Below are 17,234 nucleotides of genomic sequence, written 5' to 3'. Positions count from 1 at the left end.
GAGGCCGGCCTGCTTTATGATATAATTGAAGCCTAAATAAACTGCAGTTTTTCTTCCTCCAGGTCAAGGTATAACAGGTGCCGACGGATGATTTCTTCGTCGATATTCACATCTTCCTTATTCTTGTTGATCAGCCATTTCCTTTGCAGGTCCAGCACATCGCGGTAAACGGATTTAGATTCTTCTGTCATCAATAAACCATCAGCTAATTGATCGTTATTTTGCCACTTAAGTGCCATTTGCTGAAGCATTGGCTGCCTGCTCACTTGCTCGCAGCAGTTTGAATTTAAATATAGCAGCGCATGCTGGTTTAACTGTTTCCTGATATCGTTGTAAACTTCTTCATCCGGCGCCATCTCATCGGGGTCGGGTAAATTCAGTTTCCTGATCAGGTAAGGCAAGGTTAAACCCTGCAGCAATAAGGTGGTTAAAATGACTATAAATGTGATGAACAAAATAAGGTTCCGTTGCGGGAACGCCGACCCGTTGGCCAGGTAAACCGGTATGGATAAAGCAGATGCCAGCGACACCACGCCCCGCATACCCGACCAGCCAATCAAAAAAGGAAGCTTAAAGCCAGGATTTCTACTATCGGCAACAGTTATAAAATTCCGGGCTACCAGGGTAACCAGCACGGCCGCGAAGGCTGATAAAATGCGCCCGGCAATTAAAACCCCGGTTACCAATAAACCATAACCAATAGCTGTAGCAATGGACACACGTTCGAGCCCGGCCGTAATCTGGGGCAAATCGAGCCCGATGATCATAAATACCAATCCATTGAGCACAAAGCTAAGGCTGTCCCAAACGTTTAAACCACCCAGCCTTGAACTACTGCTCAGGTAACGCAGCCGGTAATTGGATAGCAGCAGACCGCCACTTACTACAGCCAGCACGCCCGAGCTATGAACGGCCTCGGCAGCTATGTACATGATATAGGGCGTTAACAGGGATAATGCAATATCTGTATTGGTATCAGTTGGCAGGTATTTATGTGTTTTCATAAACATGTAGCCTATAATAAGGCCGATGCCTGTACCGCCTGCCAGCATCCACACAAAGCTTAAAGCGGCCTGATGCCAAACAAAACTGCCGGTTGCCACCGCTATCAGCGCAAAGCGAAAAATGATGAGCGAGGATGCATCATTTAAAAGGCTTTCGCCCTCTAAAACATAAGATAGTCGCTTGGGTACCTTTACAAATTTTAAAATAGCCCCCACGCTTACCGCATCCGGAGGCGAAACTATTGCACCTAACAAAAAGCCGAGGGCCAGCGTAAAGCCGGGGATAAAATAATTAACAACCAATGCTACTGCCAGGGCAGTAAAAAATATAACCAGGAAGGCAAAGCTTCCGATGATCCGTCGCCAGTGCCAAAGTTCTTTCCATGAAATATGCCATGCAGCATCATATAATAAGGGAGGGAGGAACAAAATAAAAATCAATTCCGATTCGATATGCAATGTAGGCAGGCCCGGGATAAAACTGATGCCCAAGCCGGCCAATACCAGCAAAACAGGGTAGGCAACTTTTATTTTCCTGCTCAGCATGATCAATAATAATATCACAATAACCAGGCATAAATAAAACGGAAAATCGTCTAGCATTTGCACAGTATTTAAACTACAGCCTAATTTATAAAAAAAGCGGATGTAATTTATAATGATTGAACAAATCTGTTTACCGTATAGAAATTGAAATAAATAGACATTGTAGTTATTGTTCCAACCTCCCTTTGGCTAAAGGCTATCAATATACCCGGCCTTAATAAACGTTGTACAGTCATTTTGAAATTCGTCACAACGATCAATCAATATGGCGGCCCCTCCGGAGTTTACCATCGTTTTAACAATTCTATAAATATCCTGCCCTCCCTGGGGGCCAATGCCTGCCAAATGAAAAACAATATTATTTGTCCACGATAATGTGGTATAAAGTGAGAGGAGTCTTCTCAAAGTGTTGTCTACAGTTTTTACCTTAGTTTGCGGAGTAATCCCTTCTGTTCCGTAGATATTTTTATAAACCGGATTAGCCTTGTTAGCATATTTATTGTGATAGCTATCAATTGTAGTGGGAAAGAAGCGGTATCGAAAATAAGACTCTTCAAAATCTGCAACAAATTGCAATGGTGAAACAATTTCAACATTATCGTTTACAGCCTCTCCAGTAAGCATTTTGACTATCTCCAACTTAAGCGGATAAAAAAACTCTCCTTCTGGGATTCTAATAATAACAATTTCGCCGTTTGCCAAAGAAAACGACGGCACTAAAAAGTTATTTATTATTTGCTCTGAAAATCGAAGTAGCATCAAAAGTCGGGTTAATTACCTGTCTTATAAACCTTTTTAATCCACAATTAGTATCTGCAAATTATTCTAAAATTTATTAAACCCGACATCGAAAATCCTATTTCCGAAATACCCCTAAACCTTCTCGCCAAACGCAAGGTCGCCGGCATCGCCCAGGCCGGGTACAATGTAGCCTTTGCTGGTCATTTCCTCGTCAATAGCACACACCCATAGTTTGGCTTTGGGCAGGTTAGCACGTACATGTGCTATGCCTACAGCGCTGGCAATTACGGCGGCTATGTGCAGCTCTTTAATGTCATATTGCGCCATCAGCTCCTTACAAACAGATACCAGGCTTTGGCCGGTGGCCAGCATGGTATCGCACAGGATGAGGACTTTACCGTCCAGGTTTGGGGTCGAGATATGGTCTACCTGGATCAGGAACGATCCTCCCCTTTTTACCTTACGATAGGCGGTTATAAATGCCGATTCGGATTGATCGAAAAAATGCATAAAACCCTGGTGAAATGGCAGCCCGGCCCGCAGGATGGTACCTAACACGGGCTGGTCGGCAGGAGTATTGATGTTGGCTATGCCCAAAGGGGTTTGTACTTCTTTGGGTTGGTAATGCAGGGTTTTACTCAGCTCATAGGCCAAAATTTCGCCCAGTTTTTCCTGGTTGCGCCTAAAGCGGGCCTTATCCTGCTGAATTTCCGTATCGCGCAATTCGGCCAAAAACTGATTGGCAATAGTGTTGGTTTTGTTGAGGACGAAAATCATGTTTAAATTTAAGTTATTTTGAATGAAAACCGGTTGATTTATTTTGGCGTAATTGTTTTGTAACAAAGTGTTTAATTTAAAAACGGGTTGTGGCTTTGTACCGGCCGCTATTGAATTTTTAAAACCATTGGGCAGCTAAAACTCAATCACAACATAAAGCGGTTAAATCCCGTAAAAAGCTGTATGTTTAGTTTCAAGAATACAACGTCTAAAATCAACCTTAAACACTAACCAAAAACCCATTTTGTGAGCGAATTGGCTTAAAATTTATGAAATTTTACTCTTTCAGATTAGTCGTCACTTATTTTATTTTAATATCATGTTTCTTTTCCCTTGCCTGTAATAAGGCGCAACCGGTAAACGATACCAACAAAACTGTTTACATTAAAAATGAAAACGGCAGATATACCTTATACCGCCAAGGCCAGCCTTTTTTAGTAAAAGGGGCATCAGGCTATACTAATCTTAAACGTTTAAAAGAAGCGGGGGGCAATACCATCAGGGTTTGGGACACCGTACACCTGGCTAATATATTAGATTCGGCACAGGCCAACAATTTAGCGGTAATAGTAGGTTTGCCCATGCCGCCCAGCCTGAGCATGGCTGAGTTTTACAATACCCCGCAGGCGCTTGTTTTTACAAAAAAAATTACCGCCCTAATTAATAAATATAAAAACCATCCGGCGCTTTTGTGCTGGTGCCTGGGTAACGAACTTACATTCCCTTACCGCCCCCGTTTTAACCAGTTTTACACTGTTTTTAATAACCTTGTTGATATTATTCACCATAATGACCCACAGCATCCGGTTACCACAACTGTGATGAGTTTCCAAAAACCAAACATATTTAATATCAGGTACCGTACAAAAATTGATTTTATATCTTTCAATATTTTTGGTTCGATACAAACTTTAAAACAGGACCTGCAGGATTTTAAATGGCTTTGGAGCGGTCCGTTTTTAATAACCGAGTGGTCTGTTGAAGGCCCCTGGGTGGCAGCCAGCCAAAATGTATGGGGCGCATATGTAGAAAATACCAGTACAAAAAAAGCAGAACAATATTTAGCCACCTATCGTAACTATATGCCGGTTGATAACCCGCGATTTTTAGGTTCGATGGTTTTTTATTGGGGGCAAAAACAGGAGCTTACACCAACCTGGTTTAGCCTTTTTGACGAGCATGGCGGGCAAACCGAAATAGTTAACACCATGCAATACTTGTGGACGGGCAAAAAACCGCCTGTAAAAGCACCGGATATAAAATACATGCTGGTGGAGAATAAAGGCGGGCGCGATAATATTTTGCTTAGCCCCAAAACCACCTCTTTCGCTATTGCATATATGAATGAGCCTGGCACTGCTAAACTAACTTATAAATGGCAGCTGTTTGCCGAGGATTGGTTTAAGCCGAATGGCACTTTCAGAGATAAGCCGCTAAAGGATATCAAAAACGCAATTACAGAAAATAACGGGCCGATAGTTAAATTTAAAGTACCTGAAACCGAGGGTCCATATCGCTTATACGTGTATGTTTATAACAATAACGGCTATTTTTCAACTGCTAATGTCCCTTTTTACGTGCTGTATAATCCATGAATAGTAGTAATATAAAACCACCTTCAAAAAAGCAGCTGCTTAATTTAAGGCTGATGATAGTGATAGGGCTGGCCTGCATGTTTTTTTTCATGTATAGCTTGCTTCACGAATCGGTTATTGGTTATAAGCCCCTTTACTGGTTACTTATTGTAACATTTGTTTATACCTTTTTTAAAGTAATTTATGAGTGGTACCACTATTGGTCTATCAGCGTACCGGCTACGCCGCCGGTTACCAGGCAATATACGGTAGATGTTTTTACAACATTTTGCGCGGGCGAGCCCTACGAAATGATTTTAGAAACGCTTACCGCCATACAAAATATAACCTACCCGCATCAAACTTACTTATGCGATGAGGCCGACGATCCGTACCTGAAGTCGGTGTGCCAGGAATTGGGGGTACACCACGTTACCCGTATTAAAAAAATAAATGCCAAGGCAGGTAATATCAATAATGCTTTGGCGCAATCATCAGGCGAGTTGTGCCTGGTGCTTGATCCCGACCATGTACCTTTCCCCGATTTTCTTGATCCTATTGTGGCGCATTTTGATAATCCCGAAATAGGATATGTGCAGGTAGTACAGGCCTATTATAACCAACGCATTGGCTGGATTGCAAAGGGTGCGGCGCAACAAACCTACCATTTTTACGGCCCAATGATGATGTGCATGAACAGCTATGGTACCGCCCAGGCTATCGGTGCCAATTGTACCTTCAGGCGTACCGCGCTGGAGTCAATAGGCGGCCATGCCGCGGGGCTGGCCGAGGATATGCATACCGCCATGCAATTGCACGCCAAACAATGGAAATCTGTTTATGTGCCGCAGGTACTTGCCCGCGGCCTGGTACCTGCTACCTTATCAGCTTATTATAAGCAGCAAATAAAATGGTCGCGCGGGGTTTTCGAACTACTGGTTACTTCATATGTAAAGCTGTTTACAAAATTTACCTGGCGGCAAAAAATTCATTACGGGTTGCTGCCTCTTTTTTACTTATCGGGTTTTATATTTTTAATCAACTTTTCTATTCCAGTTTTATCGCTGTTCATGGATGTCTATCCGTTAAAAATGGACTTTTCGGAATTTTTGGTTATCAGCATTCCTTTTATTACATCGGTTGTTTTAATACGGCACTTTGTGCAGGAATGGGTAATGGAGGATAACGAAAGGGGCTTCCATTTAGTGGGCGGGCTGTTACTCATCGGCACCTGGTGGATTTTTATATTAGGTTTTGTATACACTATCATCCGAAAAAATGTTCCGTACATCCCGACCCCTAAAGATGTTAAGGACGAGAAAAATTTAAAAAACAACCTGCCTAACATTGGCGTGCTGGTGGTGTCACTGGCGGCCATAGCTTATGGCCTTTATACCGACTGGAGCCCGTTTACATTTTTCATGTCGGCAATTGCGTTGTTGAATTGCATGTTTATGGTATTTATGCTGATAGCCAGTTCTGAGCTTAAGCTGCAGATGTATTTGGGCAACCATAGCACCATGTTCAATATTGCAAGTAACGTAAAAACCGGAAAAAAATATTTTTGGCTGCTAAGAAGAAAGATTTATACCGGCGTACGAAAAGTAAGCATGATACTTACGGTACTTGTTATCTGCATCAGCATTTACGTATCAAGTAAGGGTAACGATGATGATGCCGACATGGGTAATATCAACTTTGAAGGAGTGCATAACGGCGAAAACTCCATTATTAAAAATACGACCACCGATACCGCCGGTTTATGGCAAGTTGTTAATCAAAACAGGTTGTACGCCCCCGTTGCAAGGCCGGCTGCATCTACAGATAGCGTTAAAGCCGAAAACGACAGGCTTGCCGAAGTGAAGAACATCCTGTTAAATCCCCGTGTATTTACGGATGTTCAGGGCGTTATTTATCCAAAGGGCCACTATTGGTATAAAAACATATCGCCGCTCACAAAAAATATAATCGTCAATGATTTTGACGAGATGCGTAAGGCTGGTGTAAATACCGTAAAAATATACGGGCCCAATATTTACGATCACTCTACTTTTGATGCTGCCGCGCAACATGGGCTTAAAATTCATTATAGTTTTTGGATACCCGATGCCCAAAACTTTATTGATGACGCTGACAATTTAAACGACGTAGCCTCGCTCATTTTAAAAACCGTAAATAAAAACAAAACCAATACCAGTATCACCGCCTGGAATTTGGCCAATTACAGCTACCAGCAATTAAACCGTTTTTATCATGCGCCGCAATTATTTTACGCCCAGTACCGCTACATCAGGTGGTTAAAACATTTGATTAACGATATTAAACTTGCAGATCCGGCACGGCCCGTAACGTTTGATGTATTGTCGGTACCTGAATTGGCAACCACCGTAAATTTACTGCACGCCCAAATACCAGCCATAGATGCTTTTGGCCTTATTGTTAAGGATAAGCAATCGTTAAAATATGTTACCACCGGTATCGGCGCCCCTTACTTTATGAGTAATGTAAATCCAAAAGGTTTACAAAAAGCCGTATGGCCGCGAACAGGTGTTTTTTATGCCAGTTGGCAGGACCAGCAAAGCGGTTCGGTTACCACTTTTGACGGGTTGAAAGATGTATGGGGGCGCAACAAGCCTTATTTGTATCAAATAAGCGCAACCTGGCACGTTAAAATACCTGGTAATGATTTACCACCGGTAAGAATTTTAAGACCTGCATTAACAACTACCACAGGCGCCTTATTGCCATATAGCGCGTTGGTATATGCGTATGACAAATGGAATATTGCCACTTTTTTAAAAACCAACCTGCGTTTTGAATGGTACCTGGTTAAAACCAATGCGCTTGGCACAGCTACTAATATGAGCAAAGTTGGCGAAGGCCCCACCGTTTATGTTAATATACCGCCAAATAACAACAGCTACCGTTTATACATGGTGGCTGTAAACGGCACCAATGTTAACGATGATTATGTTACATTAAATACTCCACTTAAAAATTAACAACCTTGAAAAGTACCCGTTCAAAACGTTATTTATTTATTGGTTTGGGCATTGTATTGCTGGCGGTGGCGCTTTGGCTGCTTAACCCGCTGTATCGCTCCTATTATCTTAACATTTATTACCCGGCGGATGATCGTTTACTTGCCGTTTTTAACGCTGACAATCCGGGCAGCGATTTGCAGCCGGGTAGCGTGGTGGCATATAAGGCAGTTTGGCGAAACAACGCGCTATGGTCGGACAAGGGGGATATTGAAAATGAACTGGCAAAACACAATGTAATGTTAACTGTTGAAACCTGGCTATCGGGCGTAAACTATAATACTGATGTTTTAACAGAGTTAAAAAAGGGGAAATTTGACGACCAGATACGCGAATTAGCATCCATCATTGTAAAAGCACCACACCAGGCATACATCCGTTGGAACCCGGATATGGAGGTGCCCACAAATTTTTATCCCTGGCAATATCAATCGCCGGCATCGTACATTACCGCTTTCAATTATTTTGCAAAAAAGCTAAAGCAGTATGCGCCCAACGCTAAAGTAGTGTGGAGCCCATCCGGCTATCCTGGCGATACCGAATATTGGCCCGGAAATAAATATGCTGATTATGTAAGCATCACCCTTGGCAGCCCATCTGAATATAGCCTTAATTATTTCCCGATGGTGAAAACACCACAGGAAATGATGAGGCAGAAACTGCATCGCTTACGGTTTATTAAAAAGCCGGTTTTAATTGTGGATGTTTGGAATATTACCAAAGGCGCTTTCAATGCATCGTGGCTGGCGGAGGAGAAGGCCTACATTAACAAATACCGACAAACGGTATATTCGGATAGCAATTACGCCGATAGCTGCAAAACAAAGCCCATCAGGAAAGTACTACAGGTTGGTGTATTCGATCCTAATAAACGATTGCTTAATCAAAAAGCCATCAGCGTTGAACATTTATTTACCGATTTGGGACAAGTAGAACGCGGCGAATTTGAAAAAAGCTTTTTGGAGGTTACCGGCCGCCACCATGATGTTATTGTTACTATGGAGCCCTGGAAAGATGTTGCCCACAAAGCGGATACGCTTACACTGGAGAGGATATTGAATGGTACATTTGATTCGCAGATCAAAAAATTATTCAGCATCATTTCGGCAACCAACCAAACGGTTTATTTGCGGTGGATGCACGAAATGGAGATCCCTATTCACCGATATGCATGGCAAAGCCAGGACCCGGTTACCTACATTGATGCTTACCGCTATTTTATGCAGTTTAACGGCGGCCCGGGCAAAAATGTAAAAAAAGTTTGGGGCCCTGCGGGCGACAGGGGATCGGCTGATTTTTGGCCCGGCAGCGATGTGGTTGATTATATAAGTATTGCCATTTATGGCCTGCCCGATAAAAACATCACCGACCAGGATAAGCAGGAAGCGTTCAACAACATTTTTAGCCGAAAGTATTTCCGGATGAGATTTTTGGATAAGCCCTTATTTATAACTGAGTTTGGCGTTAAAGGATCAGAGGATTTTCAGGACAAGTGGCTTGCCGACGCCGCCAAAACAATAAATGCCAATCCGCATGTTTTTGGCGTGTGCTACTTTAACTTGTATGATAACCCCAAAGCCTGGGGCAGCATTAAAGCCCCCGACTGGAGTATGACACCCAAATCTATGTCCAAATTTTGCAGCCTGTTGAAGCAGTAATGTAAAGCGGATATATTGAACAGTCTATTTCCGGAAAACAGGCGTAAGCTTGCCCGGCATTCAGGCCATTTCAGAATTTCTTTTTATTAATGATATCCATAAACCCATCCCTGAATTTTTCGCTGACAGGGATTCGTTTATCGGCAATATAAATGTGGTTATCTTCAATTTTACTAAGCTGTTCATAATTGATGATATAGGAATTATGAACCCTGATAAATGGCGGGTTAAGCTGCTCTTCAATATCTTTTAAACGGCGGTATATCAATAATTGCTCGCTACCGGTTACCAACCTTACATAATCCTTTTCGCCCTCAAAATACAGGATATCCCTTAACATTATCTTCCGTAATGTTTTACCCGATTTTACAAAAAATAAATCATGGGCCTGCGCTGCATCCTGTGCTTGCTCTGGTTGGTGTTTTGCAAAATAAGCTTCTATTTTTTGTACCGATGACAGGAATCGTTTTAGGGTAATGGGTTTCAGCAGGTAGTCGATGGTGTTATACATGTAGCTTTCCGCGGCATATTCTGAATAAGCTGTGGTGAAAACAATTTTGGTTCGGGTTGGCAACAGGGTAGCCAACTCTATACCGGTGAGTTGCGGCATATTAATATCCAAAAAAATAAAATCAACCTGGTTTGTTTTTAAAAAAGCAAGCGCTTCCAAAGCGTTATAGCATTTAGCGTTTAACTGCCACTGGGTGCTTTGTTTTATCAGCAACTCCAGCAGGTCAACCGCGTCTGGTTCGTCATCAATAATAATGCAGCTTAAATTCATTGGAGCGGTATTTTTAGCAATGCGGTGTATAACCCAGCACCGGTATCAATAGTCAGCTCAAAATCCGCACCATATAACATGGTGAGCCTTTTTGTTAAATTGGCTATCCCAAATCCCTTTGATGGCCCGGTTGCTGTTGATATAATTGTACGATTGCTGGTTTTAAAAATCAAATAACCATCTTTTTGGACCAGCGAAATATTCACCTCATTTTGCAAGAGCGACTTATCGATCCCATGTTTGAAAACATTTTCAACAAAGGTCATGAGCAACATAGGCGGAATACGCAGTTCGGGGTTATATGCCTTCTCGAAGTTAATGGTAGCGCCGTGCCTTATCCGGATTTTTTCGAGTTCCATATAATTTTCAATAAACGTAACTTCGGTGTTTACAGGTACTACATCTTTGGGGCTTTCGTCAACAAAATAGCGCATGATATCCGATAGCCGCTCTATTAAACCGGCCGATATCGGATCAACCTTATACACTTTGTAATATATGTTATTTAACGTATTGAACAGAAAGTGCGGCTGCACCTGCGATTTAAGCAAATTAAGCTCGGCCTGGCTTTTTTGCAGCATTATTTCTTCCGTTTGTTGTTTCAGGGCAAAATAGGCAATGGATATCCGGAAAATGAGGCTGAGAATATAGATGAGAATACCACCCGGAACATAGCCAAGCAGTGTAAGCAAACTTAGTTGCCCTGTTTTCATTAATGCATAATGCTGGTACAAGGTTATTAATAGGCAACCCCGCAAAATCCCCATAAACAACAGGAAAATTATCACCAGGATACCATACCAAACAAATTTTCCCTTCTGATAAAATACAGGGTATAAGATAAGGATGTTGCCATAAATAATAATGGCATACGATGTTGTGTTGACTACTGTATAGATAACCGATCTAGGCAAACCATCCATCGGCAACAACGAAAAGAAAATTAACAGCAGTACGGCCGCCCATATCAACACCTGGAGCTGAATAATGCCCGGTTTGTACCTGGATATTTCCATCAAATTTCCCCGTTTTTTTAAATTAAGGAACCAGCAGGCAGCATTATGAATTACTTATTCTTAATGTATGCAGGTTGCTCTATTCAAAAATACCAACCTTTTTTGTTTTCGGGTACTGTTTTACACCGTTGGGGTATTTTCCACGATAATTACAGCAAAAATTCAGATAACCGGGTGGGTATTCAGGAACCGGGAGCTACAATCTAATTCCCCGGTCAATCATTTCCGAGGCTAATTTTGCCGGAATTGGCCTACATGCACAATTTTTTTGATGCTGCAGGTGCCAGTCCACGCGCTCATCGAAGGTTGGGTTTTTAGGCATCGGATTATCCAGGTGCCATTGTTTATTTATTTTCATGCCTGTACAGGTACGTGATAAGCCTAAAATTCAGGAACTGAATCCATCGGGTATGGGTAAACTAACAAAGGCACTGTTGTTTTTGCAGCAATTTTTTTAGTCACGCTCGATTTAAGAAAGAAATCAAGCAGGTTGCTTTTCCGGTGAACCATCACCAGCATATCCGGCTTTTCGGTTTCTAATACCCAGGCCAATCCTTTTTTCACATCTTCGTTAGGAAAATTACGGTAACTAATACGTTTATAATCAACCTTAAGCACTACCTCCTGCATAAACGAATTTTCTGCTTTGTTATGTTTGGTATCGGCAGGCAACTCGGGGTTCACATTGCCAATCACAATGTTGGCAGCATATTGATGCGCCAGGCCGGCTATTGCATTTATATATTTAACATCGTTGGGATCCAGGTCGCTTGCAAAAATGAGTCGTTCAATATGTTTGATCGCGGCATTTTCAGGAATCAGCAATAAAGGAAGTTTGGTATCGTCAATAAGTTCGCGGCAATTATTACCTAAAACAAATGTAGATACGGTGTCGGCCCCGTGGGTACCTGCAACCAACAGCATAATATTTTTATCTTGCTCAAGGGTTTCCAGGGTGTTTACAACCGGGCCTTCTTCGCACCTACAGGTAATAGCGGGCATAAATGCACCTGGTAAAGGTCTTTCGTTGAGGCCGTGCTTTAACTTATCGCATAGTTTTTTTAAAGTTTTTTCGGCGTCTTTTTTTATCTCGTCGTACTCATAAACGGGCCATGCCATCTGGGCGGCGGCCATAGGTACATCTGCCGGCACCAGGAATGCATTAAACAGCAAAACATCTGCTTTTATTTTTTTGGCCAGGTGCAGCGCATATTTGGCTATATGCTCTGAACGCTCAGAAAAATCGATAAGTACGGCTATTGTTTTCATGATGACTCAACTTTAATAAGATATTATAAAGTTGGGTAAAAGCGTTGGGCCAAAAAATGAGCCCCGTCACTTAAAAGCTTGTCCTCAATCAATATCTGCTATAAAGCAAAAGCCCTGAAACAAAAAAAGCTACCTGCTTAGCAGATAGCTCCCGTAATATATGATGGACTTTTGCAAAAGTCGGGCTTATATGCCAATTACGCTACGGCCCATACCGGCGGCTAAAATGGCTTTGTTTTCAACTAAATGGGTTACAGCAAAGTTGCTGCTTTTAACATTCGACTGAATTGCCCTGTTAAGGTTTAATTCTTGTGTTGCGCCTTTTAAATCTGCTGTCGAGTTATCTTTTACAGTTAAGGTAGTGCTAAAAGCATCTAAGTTTAAACTGGCTACCGCGTTGTTATGCAAATCAACGTTAAATTCAATTTTTGACAGTTTACCGAATGATGTTACGGATGAGTTATCAAATACCGAAACTGAACGCAGGTCGGCAGCGCTTACCCAAACTACCAGTTTTTCGGTGGTATAAGAGGCAATGCTTAACACGCCATTTTTGGTTTGCACCAAAGCACGTTCGGCATAGTATTTATTGTAAACTTTTACCTGGTCGCGGGTGTCATCAGAGATGTATAACTCTACATTACCATGAACTTCTATCTTATTGATGGTGCTAATATCATTTAATACAGTGAAGGCATCAATTGTTAGTGACTTGGCGTAGGTTGATTGTGTTAATCCTAACACAACAACAAATATTGTGATTACGGATAAAATTTTGGTTTTCATTTTTGTATTTTTTTAATTGTAATTGTTAATTAATTGCATTGCTTACCTATGAATGCAACCAAAAAACGGGGCCAATTTTAACCCGATATTGTAGCCCTGTGGGGTTATATATTGGTGTCCTGTTTTCCACTGCAAAGGTGTGATTTCCTGGCATGAGAATATTCATCTTAGTGTAATAATTACACTAAGATTTAAAAGAACTTCATATTATATAAAAATCATATATATAATTGACTATCAATATATTATACAACACCTACGACTCTTGCTATGCTATGTAATGTTATTTATGCCAGCATCCTATCCCTCAAGAACAGTTTTCGGGCGGCGTAAAATGACGTGGCGTGCTGAGTTTTTTTACGGCGAATAGTACATTTATGACACCGGTAGGGCAGACAAATACATCTTGGTTAGCATGAACCGCACCAATCGCAGGCCTATACTGGACCCTGCTAATTATTCAGCTACAACAATAGTAGATTTGACTACGCCATGGAACCTTCGGATACATATCTTTGAACTGACAAAATAAGGAGCGGTGAAGATGATTAGTTAGGAAATTGCCGTTGCCTTTTACTAAAATTAAGTATATTGTGATATGCCAAATACGCAACCCAGGCGGTTTAAAACAATCAGCGAATTTCACCAGTTCAGGGGTTTGCCTAAGCCGGAGCATCCGTTAATAAGCGTTATAAACTTAGAAACCGTTACCCAGGTACCCGGTGCCGAAATGAGCATGGTAAAAGATTTTTATTCGGTTGCATTAAAAAGAAATTTTAATGCGCGGATGAAATACGGACAGCACGATTATGATTTTGACGATGGTATCATGTTTTTTATGGCACCCGGCCAGGTGTTAAAAATTGAGACAGATCCGAATGCCGCATTAAATCAGTCCGGGTGGATGTTATTGTTTCATCCCGATTTTTTGTGGAACACGCCTTTGGCTAAATCAATTAAGCGCTATGAGTATTTTGATTATTCGGTAAAAGAAGCCTTGTTTCTGTCGGAGAAGGAGGAAAACATAATTGGAGCGATGATGCAAAACATCCAGCAGGAATATCATTCAAACATTGATAAGTTTAGCCAGGACATCATTATCGCTCAAATTGAAGTATTGCTCACCTACTCCGAACGGTTCTATCAACGCCAGTTTATCACCCGTAAAATAGCTAACCACCAGGTTCTTGATCGTTTGGAAGCTATTCTTGCAGCCTATTTTAGCAGCGAGGCCCTGGCACAAAAAGGATTGCCTACAGTTGCTTACATTGCCGAAACACTAAATGTATCGCCCAATTACTTAAGCGGCTTATTAAAAATATTAACAGGACAAAGCACCCAGCAGCACATTCACGATAAGCTGATAGAAAAGGCAAAAGAAAAACTATCCACTACCAGTTTATCAGTAAGCGAAATCGCCTACGAATTAGGGTTCGAACATCCCCAATCGTTTAGCAAATTATTCAAAACAAAAACCCATTTTTCGCCGCTGGAGTTCAGGCAATCGTTCAATTAACGGGCGGTAACATGGGGAGAGGCTGCCTTTAGGGCAAAGGTTGCCTCTCCCTACAGAGCTTCGCACAAGATCTGCACTAAAATGGAGCTTAGCGTTCACGCAACATCCCCCGCAGGCTAAATACAACCTACCCCAGTTTTACACCTTTTACGTATTGGTTCAGTTTTTCCAAATTCTGTTTCAGCCCTTCGTCGGCTTTAAAGGTTTTTACAACCTGTATAAATTGCTCGTGCGACTCGAACAGCATATGCCAGCTGAGCTCCGTTTGTTCGCCCTTTGCATCAAACTCAATGGTGGCAACAAACTTAGGGCTACTTACATGTTCATATACTATTTTTTTAAGCGGGATAACCTCTTTGAATATGCTTTTGTTTTTATAATCAGTTCCGTCGGGGCCATGCATTACCAGGTCCCACTCGCCTTCGGGCTTAACATCCATTTTACTAATGGTGTTTGTAAAACCGTTTGGGCCCCACCATTTGGCAATATGCTCTGGCTGGGTCCATACTTCCCATACCAGTTCGACCGGGGCATCCAATGTTCGGGTTAGGCGTAATTCGCGGTCGGCAGTGTTACTTTTTGTGTTTTCCATTTCGTTCATTTTTTAATTGTACTACATAATTTTCAAGATTATCTAATTTACTTTCCCAATGTTGGCGGTACTGGTCTATCCAGGCCGATACCTCGCCGAGCTGATCGAGCCGGGCTTCACAAAACCTGTCGCGTCCATGCTGCTTAACATTAATAAGGCCGCAATCGGCCAGGATCTGGATATGCAACGATATGGCCTGGCGTGTAACATCAAAGTTTGCAGCTATAGTATTCACATTATGCGGCTGCGTAGCAATCATGTTAATGATGGCCCTTCGGGTAGGGTCGGCTATGGCCTGGTAAACGTCTCGTCTGGTTTTCATTATTTGCAAGTACTTACTTGCAAATATAAACGCAAGCATTTACTTGCGCAAATGTTTTTTTATTTTAAGTTCCCACCAGTTGTACCAGGCTGTTATATGTTAAAATATTTTTTTACCAGGAAAACAATTAGCTGAATACCATATCTTTAACTATCGCTAAAAATGTACCGGAAAGTCATTTTACTTTTCTTGCTGAATGGTGTGTGGGTTGCCGCACACTCACAAAAGCTGGATAAAATCCAATTTTATCGAAGGGGATATTAGGTGGCCTGATGAATGAAGCCGTGGCGGCGGGCACCATGAAGTTTAAAAGAATCATGAAGCATAGCATAAGAGGCAATTAGGAGTTGGCAATTCATCGAAATGTTATATTCGACATCAAAAATTAAAATGGACTTTTGAGGAACGACTATTTATAGGGGGCTACTTCTATAATAAAGCCACAGTGCCATCCCCAACCCTATCATTACCATAGCCATACTAAACGGAAAAATATACATCAGCCCGAACTGGCTGGCCACAAAACCAACCAGTGGGCCGGTTAAGCCTAAAGACATATCGATAAACAGGCTGTAGCCACTAAGCGCGGCACCTTTGTTGGATGCAGGCACCAGTTTAACCGCCTCGACACCAAGTGCCGGGAATACCAGCGAAAAACCAAGCCCGGCAATACCCGCGCCTATTACAGCCAGGTAAGGCACAGGGGCCAGCCATAGCACCAGTAAACCAACCACTTCTACCGAAAGGCAAACGAGGGTTGTTTTCATGCCGCCATATTTGTTAATGGCTTTTGAAAACAACAAGCGCCCCAAAATAAACATACCACTAAAGGCCGAGAGGCACAACACTGCTCCCTGCCATCTAAGCGCCATGTAATACAGCGTTATAAAGGTTGAAATAGTACCAAAACCCAGGCCGCCAAGCCCCATAGCAATACCGTACGGTGATACTTTTTTGAGCACCTGCAAAAAGCCCTGGCGGGGCGCTTTACTGCTGCCTTGCAGCGCCGTTTTATTTCTGGCGTATAAAAAGCCGCCTAAGGCAAGCACTGCAATCAGTAAACTAATGGCGCCCAAACCAAAGCTATTACTGATAATAACCCCAAGCGGCGCGCCAACAGCGATACCTCCGTAGCTGGCAATGCCGTTAAATGATATTGCTTTGGCTGTGTGCTCGTCGCTGGTGGCAAATATAGCCCAGTTTATGGGGCTCGATCCTACAAAGCCTTCGCCTATACCGGTTACCAGCCGGGTAACTATCAGCATACCCAGGCTTATCAGCGGCGTATCGCGCAGCAGCCAGGCAAAAAGCAGCATTACGCCGCTTACGGTAAAAGCAGCCATGCCCATGGTAACCGCAGGCTTTGGCCCCCGTTTATCTACCATGTTACCGGCAAACATGCGGCATAAAAAGGTAGTGATATACTGCAGGCTGATGACGATGCCCGCTACCACAGCGCTAAACCCCAGTTTTTGATGGATAAATACCGGCAGCACAGCCAGCGACAGCCCGATGGACACATAGGCGATAAACGTAAATGCTACAAAACCGATTATGGTTAAGCTAACCTTTGATGATGTAGTATCTGTGCCAATTTCTGCCTCCATGCGT

The 17,234-nt window shown here is 42.4% G+C and carries 15 protein-coding genes; 5 read left to right on the top strand and 10 right to left on the bottom strand.

The window, feature by feature from the left end; translation table 11 throughout:
- Positions 1 to 32 precede the first annotated feature (32 nt).
- From AC1DU2_RS07710 to upp, 3 genes are all read right to left on the bottom strand, one after another.
- Positions 33 to 1,607: a Na+/H+ antiporter gene (locus AC1DU2_RS07710; RefSeq protein WP_477383605.1), complete on the bottom strand. Its 1,575-nt coding sequence runs from the start codon at positions 1,605 to 1,607 to the stop codon at positions 33 to 35.
- A gap of 132 nt (positions 1,608 to 1,739) precedes the next feature.
- The gene (locus tag AC1DU2_RS07705) at positions 1,740 to 2,309 is read right to left on the bottom strand and encodes a hypothetical protein (RefSeq protein WP_477383604.1); all 570 of its coding nucleotides are present in this window, start codon (positions 2,307 to 2,309) and stop codon (positions 1,740 to 1,742) included.
- Between the two features lie 114 nt (positions 2,310 to 2,423).
- Positions 2,424 to 3,068 (bottom strand): uracil phosphoribosyltransferase, encoded by a 645-nt coding sequence (gene upp, locus AC1DU2_RS07700; protein ID WP_477383603.1) that lies wholly within the window; start codon positions 3,066 to 3,068, stop codon positions 2,424 to 2,426.
- A 269-nt stretch (positions 3,069 to 3,337) separates the two neighbouring features.
- Here upp and AC1DU2_RS07695 point away from each other — a divergent pair, with 269 nt between their 5' ends.
- From AC1DU2_RS07695 to AC1DU2_RS07685, 3 genes are read left to right on the top strand one after another with little or no spacing between them, the layout of a single operon-like run.
- Positions 3,338 to 4,663 carry a glycoside hydrolase family 2 TIM barrel-domain containing protein gene (locus AC1DU2_RS07695; protein WP_477383602.1) on the top strand — a complete coding sequence of 442 codons (1,326 nt, stop codon included), beginning with the start codon at positions 3,338 to 3,340 and terminating at the stop codon, positions 4,661 to 4,663.
- Complete coding sequence (locus AC1DU2_RS07690; RefSeq protein WP_477383601.1) at positions 4,660 to 7,644, top strand: glycosyltransferase family 2 protein; 2,985 nt, start codon at positions 4,660 to 4,662, stop codon at positions 7,642 to 7,644. The genes AC1DU2_RS07695 and AC1DU2_RS07690 overlap by 4 nt, the downstream gene beginning before the upstream one ends.
- A 5-nt stretch (positions 7,645 to 7,649) precedes the next feature.
- The gene (locus tag AC1DU2_RS07685; protein WP_477383600.1) at positions 7,650 to 9,341 is read left to right on the top strand and encodes a glycoside hydrolase family 26 protein; all 1,692 of its coding nucleotides are present in this window, start codon (positions 7,650 to 7,652) and stop codon (positions 9,339 to 9,341) included.
- 70 nt (positions 9,342 to 9,411) lie between these two features.
- On the opposite strand, the gene AC1DU2_RS07680 is transcribed toward AC1DU2_RS07685, so the two are convergent.
- Positions 9,412 to 10,122, bottom strand: coding sequence for a LytR/AlgR family response regulator transcription factor (locus tag AC1DU2_RS07680; protein ID WP_477383599.1), 711 nt, complete (start codon positions 10,120 to 10,122; stop codon positions 9,412 to 9,414).
- A complete protein-coding gene (locus AC1DU2_RS07675; protein WP_477383598.1) occupies positions 10,119 to 11,138 on the bottom strand; it encodes a sensor histidine kinase in 1,020 nt (339 codons plus the stop codon). The genes AC1DU2_RS07680 and AC1DU2_RS07675 overlap by 4 nt, the downstream gene beginning before the upstream one ends.
- Before the next feature lie 45 nt (positions 11,139 to 11,183).
- Here AC1DU2_RS07675 and AC1DU2_RS07670 point away from each other — a divergent pair, with 45 nt between their 5' ends.
- Positions 11,184 to 11,345 carry a hypothetical protein gene (locus AC1DU2_RS07670; RefSeq protein ID WP_477354275.1) on the top strand — a complete coding sequence of 54 codons (162 nt, stop codon included), beginning with the start codon at positions 11,184 to 11,186 and terminating at the stop codon, positions 11,343 to 11,345.
- 174 nt (positions 11,346 to 11,519) lie between these two features.
- Here the strand turns inward: AC1DU2_RS07670 and AC1DU2_RS07665 are convergent, their stop codons facing one another.
- Positions 11,520 to 12,407, bottom strand: coding sequence for a universal stress protein (locus tag AC1DU2_RS07665; RefSeq protein ID WP_477383597.1), 888 nt, complete (start codon positions 12,405 to 12,407; stop codon positions 11,520 to 11,522).
- A gap of 186 nt (positions 12,408 to 12,593) precedes the next feature.
- The gene (locus tag AC1DU2_RS07660; RefSeq protein ID WP_477383596.1) at positions 12,594 to 13,193 is read right to left on the bottom strand and encodes a GIN domain-containing protein; all 600 of its coding nucleotides are present in this window, start codon (positions 13,191 to 13,193) and stop codon (positions 12,594 to 12,596) included.
- Between the two features lie 598 nt (positions 13,194 to 13,791).
- Here AC1DU2_RS07660 and AC1DU2_RS07655 point away from each other — a divergent pair.
- On the top strand, positions 13,792 to 14,709 hold the full coding sequence (locus tag AC1DU2_RS07655; RefSeq protein WP_477383595.1) for a helix-turn-helix domain-containing protein: 918 nt from the start codon (positions 13,792 to 13,794) through the stop codon (positions 14,707 to 14,709).
- Positions 14,710 to 14,836: 127 nt separating this feature from the next.
- Here AC1DU2_RS07655 and AC1DU2_RS07650 read toward each other — a convergent pair whose 3' ends face one another.
- The 3 genes from AC1DU2_RS07650 to AC1DU2_RS07640 form a co-directional block, all read right to left on the bottom strand.
- The gene (locus AC1DU2_RS07650; RefSeq protein ID WP_477354263.1) at positions 14,837 to 15,301 is read right to left on the bottom strand and encodes an SRPBCC family protein; all 465 of its coding nucleotides are present in this window, start codon (positions 15,299 to 15,301) and stop codon (positions 14,837 to 14,839) included.
- A complete protein-coding gene (locus AC1DU2_RS07645) occupies positions 15,282 to 15,623 on the bottom strand; it encodes an ArsR/SmtB family transcription factor (RefSeq protein ID WP_477383594.1) in 342 nt (113 codons plus the stop codon). Before AC1DU2_RS07645 ends, AC1DU2_RS07650 begins: the two co-directional genes overlap by 20 nt.
- Positions 15,624 to 16,036: 413 nt before the next feature.
- The gene (locus tag AC1DU2_RS07640) at positions 16,037 to 17,230 is read right to left on the bottom strand and encodes an MFS transporter (protein WP_477383593.1); all 1,194 of its coding nucleotides are present in this window, start codon (positions 17,228 to 17,230) and stop codon (positions 16,037 to 16,039) included.
- Between the last annotated feature and the right edge of the window lie 4 nt (positions 17,231 to 17,234).

Source organism: Mucilaginibacter sp. P4_C11 (assembly GCF_056402115.1).
Note: the sequence above shows the minus strand (reverse complement) of the source record. Positions and strands in the feature narration are given on the sequence as shown.

What these genes read in the sequence shown, in the direction of transcription:
- AC1DU2_RS07665 (WP_477383597.1), bottom strand. Translation starts at nt 12,407, where the DNA reads ATGAAAACAATAGCCGTACTTATCGATTTTTCTGAGCGTTCAGAGCAT.
- AC1DU2_RS07680 (WP_477383599.1), bottom strand. Translation starts at nt 10,122, where the DNA reads ATGAATTTAAGCTGCATTATTATTGATGACGAACCAGACGCGGTTGAC.
- AC1DU2_RS07655 (WP_477383595.1), top strand. Translation starts at nt 13,792, where the DNA reads ATGCCAAATACGCAACCCAGGCGGTTTAAAACAATCAGCGAATTTCAC.
- AC1DU2_RS07675 (WP_477383598.1), bottom strand. Translation starts at nt 11,138, where the DNA reads ATGGAAATATCCAGGTACAAACCGGGCATTATTCAGCTCCAGGTGTTG.
- AC1DU2_RS07690 (WP_477383601.1), top strand. Translation starts at nt 4,660, where the DNA reads ATGAATAGTAGTAATATAAAACCACCTTCAAAAAAGCAGCTGCTTAAT.
- AC1DU2_RS07710 (WP_477383605.1), bottom strand. Translation starts at nt 1,607, where the DNA reads ATGCTAGACGATTTTCCGTTTTATTTATGCCTGGTTATTGTGATATTA.
- AC1DU2_RS07645 (WP_477383594.1), bottom strand. Translation starts at nt 15,623, where the DNA reads ATGAAAACCAGACGAGACGTTTACCAGGCCATAGCCGACCCTACCCGA.
- AC1DU2_RS07640 (WP_477383593.1), bottom strand. Translation starts at nt 17,230, where the DNA reads ATGGAGGCAGAAATTGGCACAGATACTACATCATCAAAGGTTAGCTTA.
- AC1DU2_RS07705 (WP_477383604.1), bottom strand. Translation starts at nt 2,309, where the DNA reads ATGCTACTTCGATTTTCAGAGCAAATAATAAATAACTTTTTAGTGCCG.
- AC1DU2_RS07660 (WP_477383596.1), bottom strand. Translation starts at nt 13,193, where the DNA reads ATGAAAACCAAAATTTTATCCGTAATCACAATATTTGTTGTTGTGTTA.
- AC1DU2_RS07695 (WP_477383602.1), top strand. Translation starts at nt 3,338, where the DNA reads ATGAAATTTTACTCTTTCAGATTAGTCGTCACTTATTTTATTTTAATA.
- upp (WP_477383603.1), bottom strand. Translation starts at nt 3,068, where the DNA reads ATGATTTTCGTCCTCAACAAAACCAACACTATTGCCAATCAGTTTTTG.
- AC1DU2_RS07670 (WP_477354275.1), top strand. Translation starts at nt 11,184, where the DNA reads ATGAATTACTTATTCTTAATGTATGCAGGTTGCTCTATTCAAAAATAC.
- AC1DU2_RS07650 (WP_477354263.1), bottom strand. Translation starts at nt 15,301, where the DNA reads ATGGAAAACACAAAAAGTAACACTGCCGACCGCGAATTACGCCTAACC.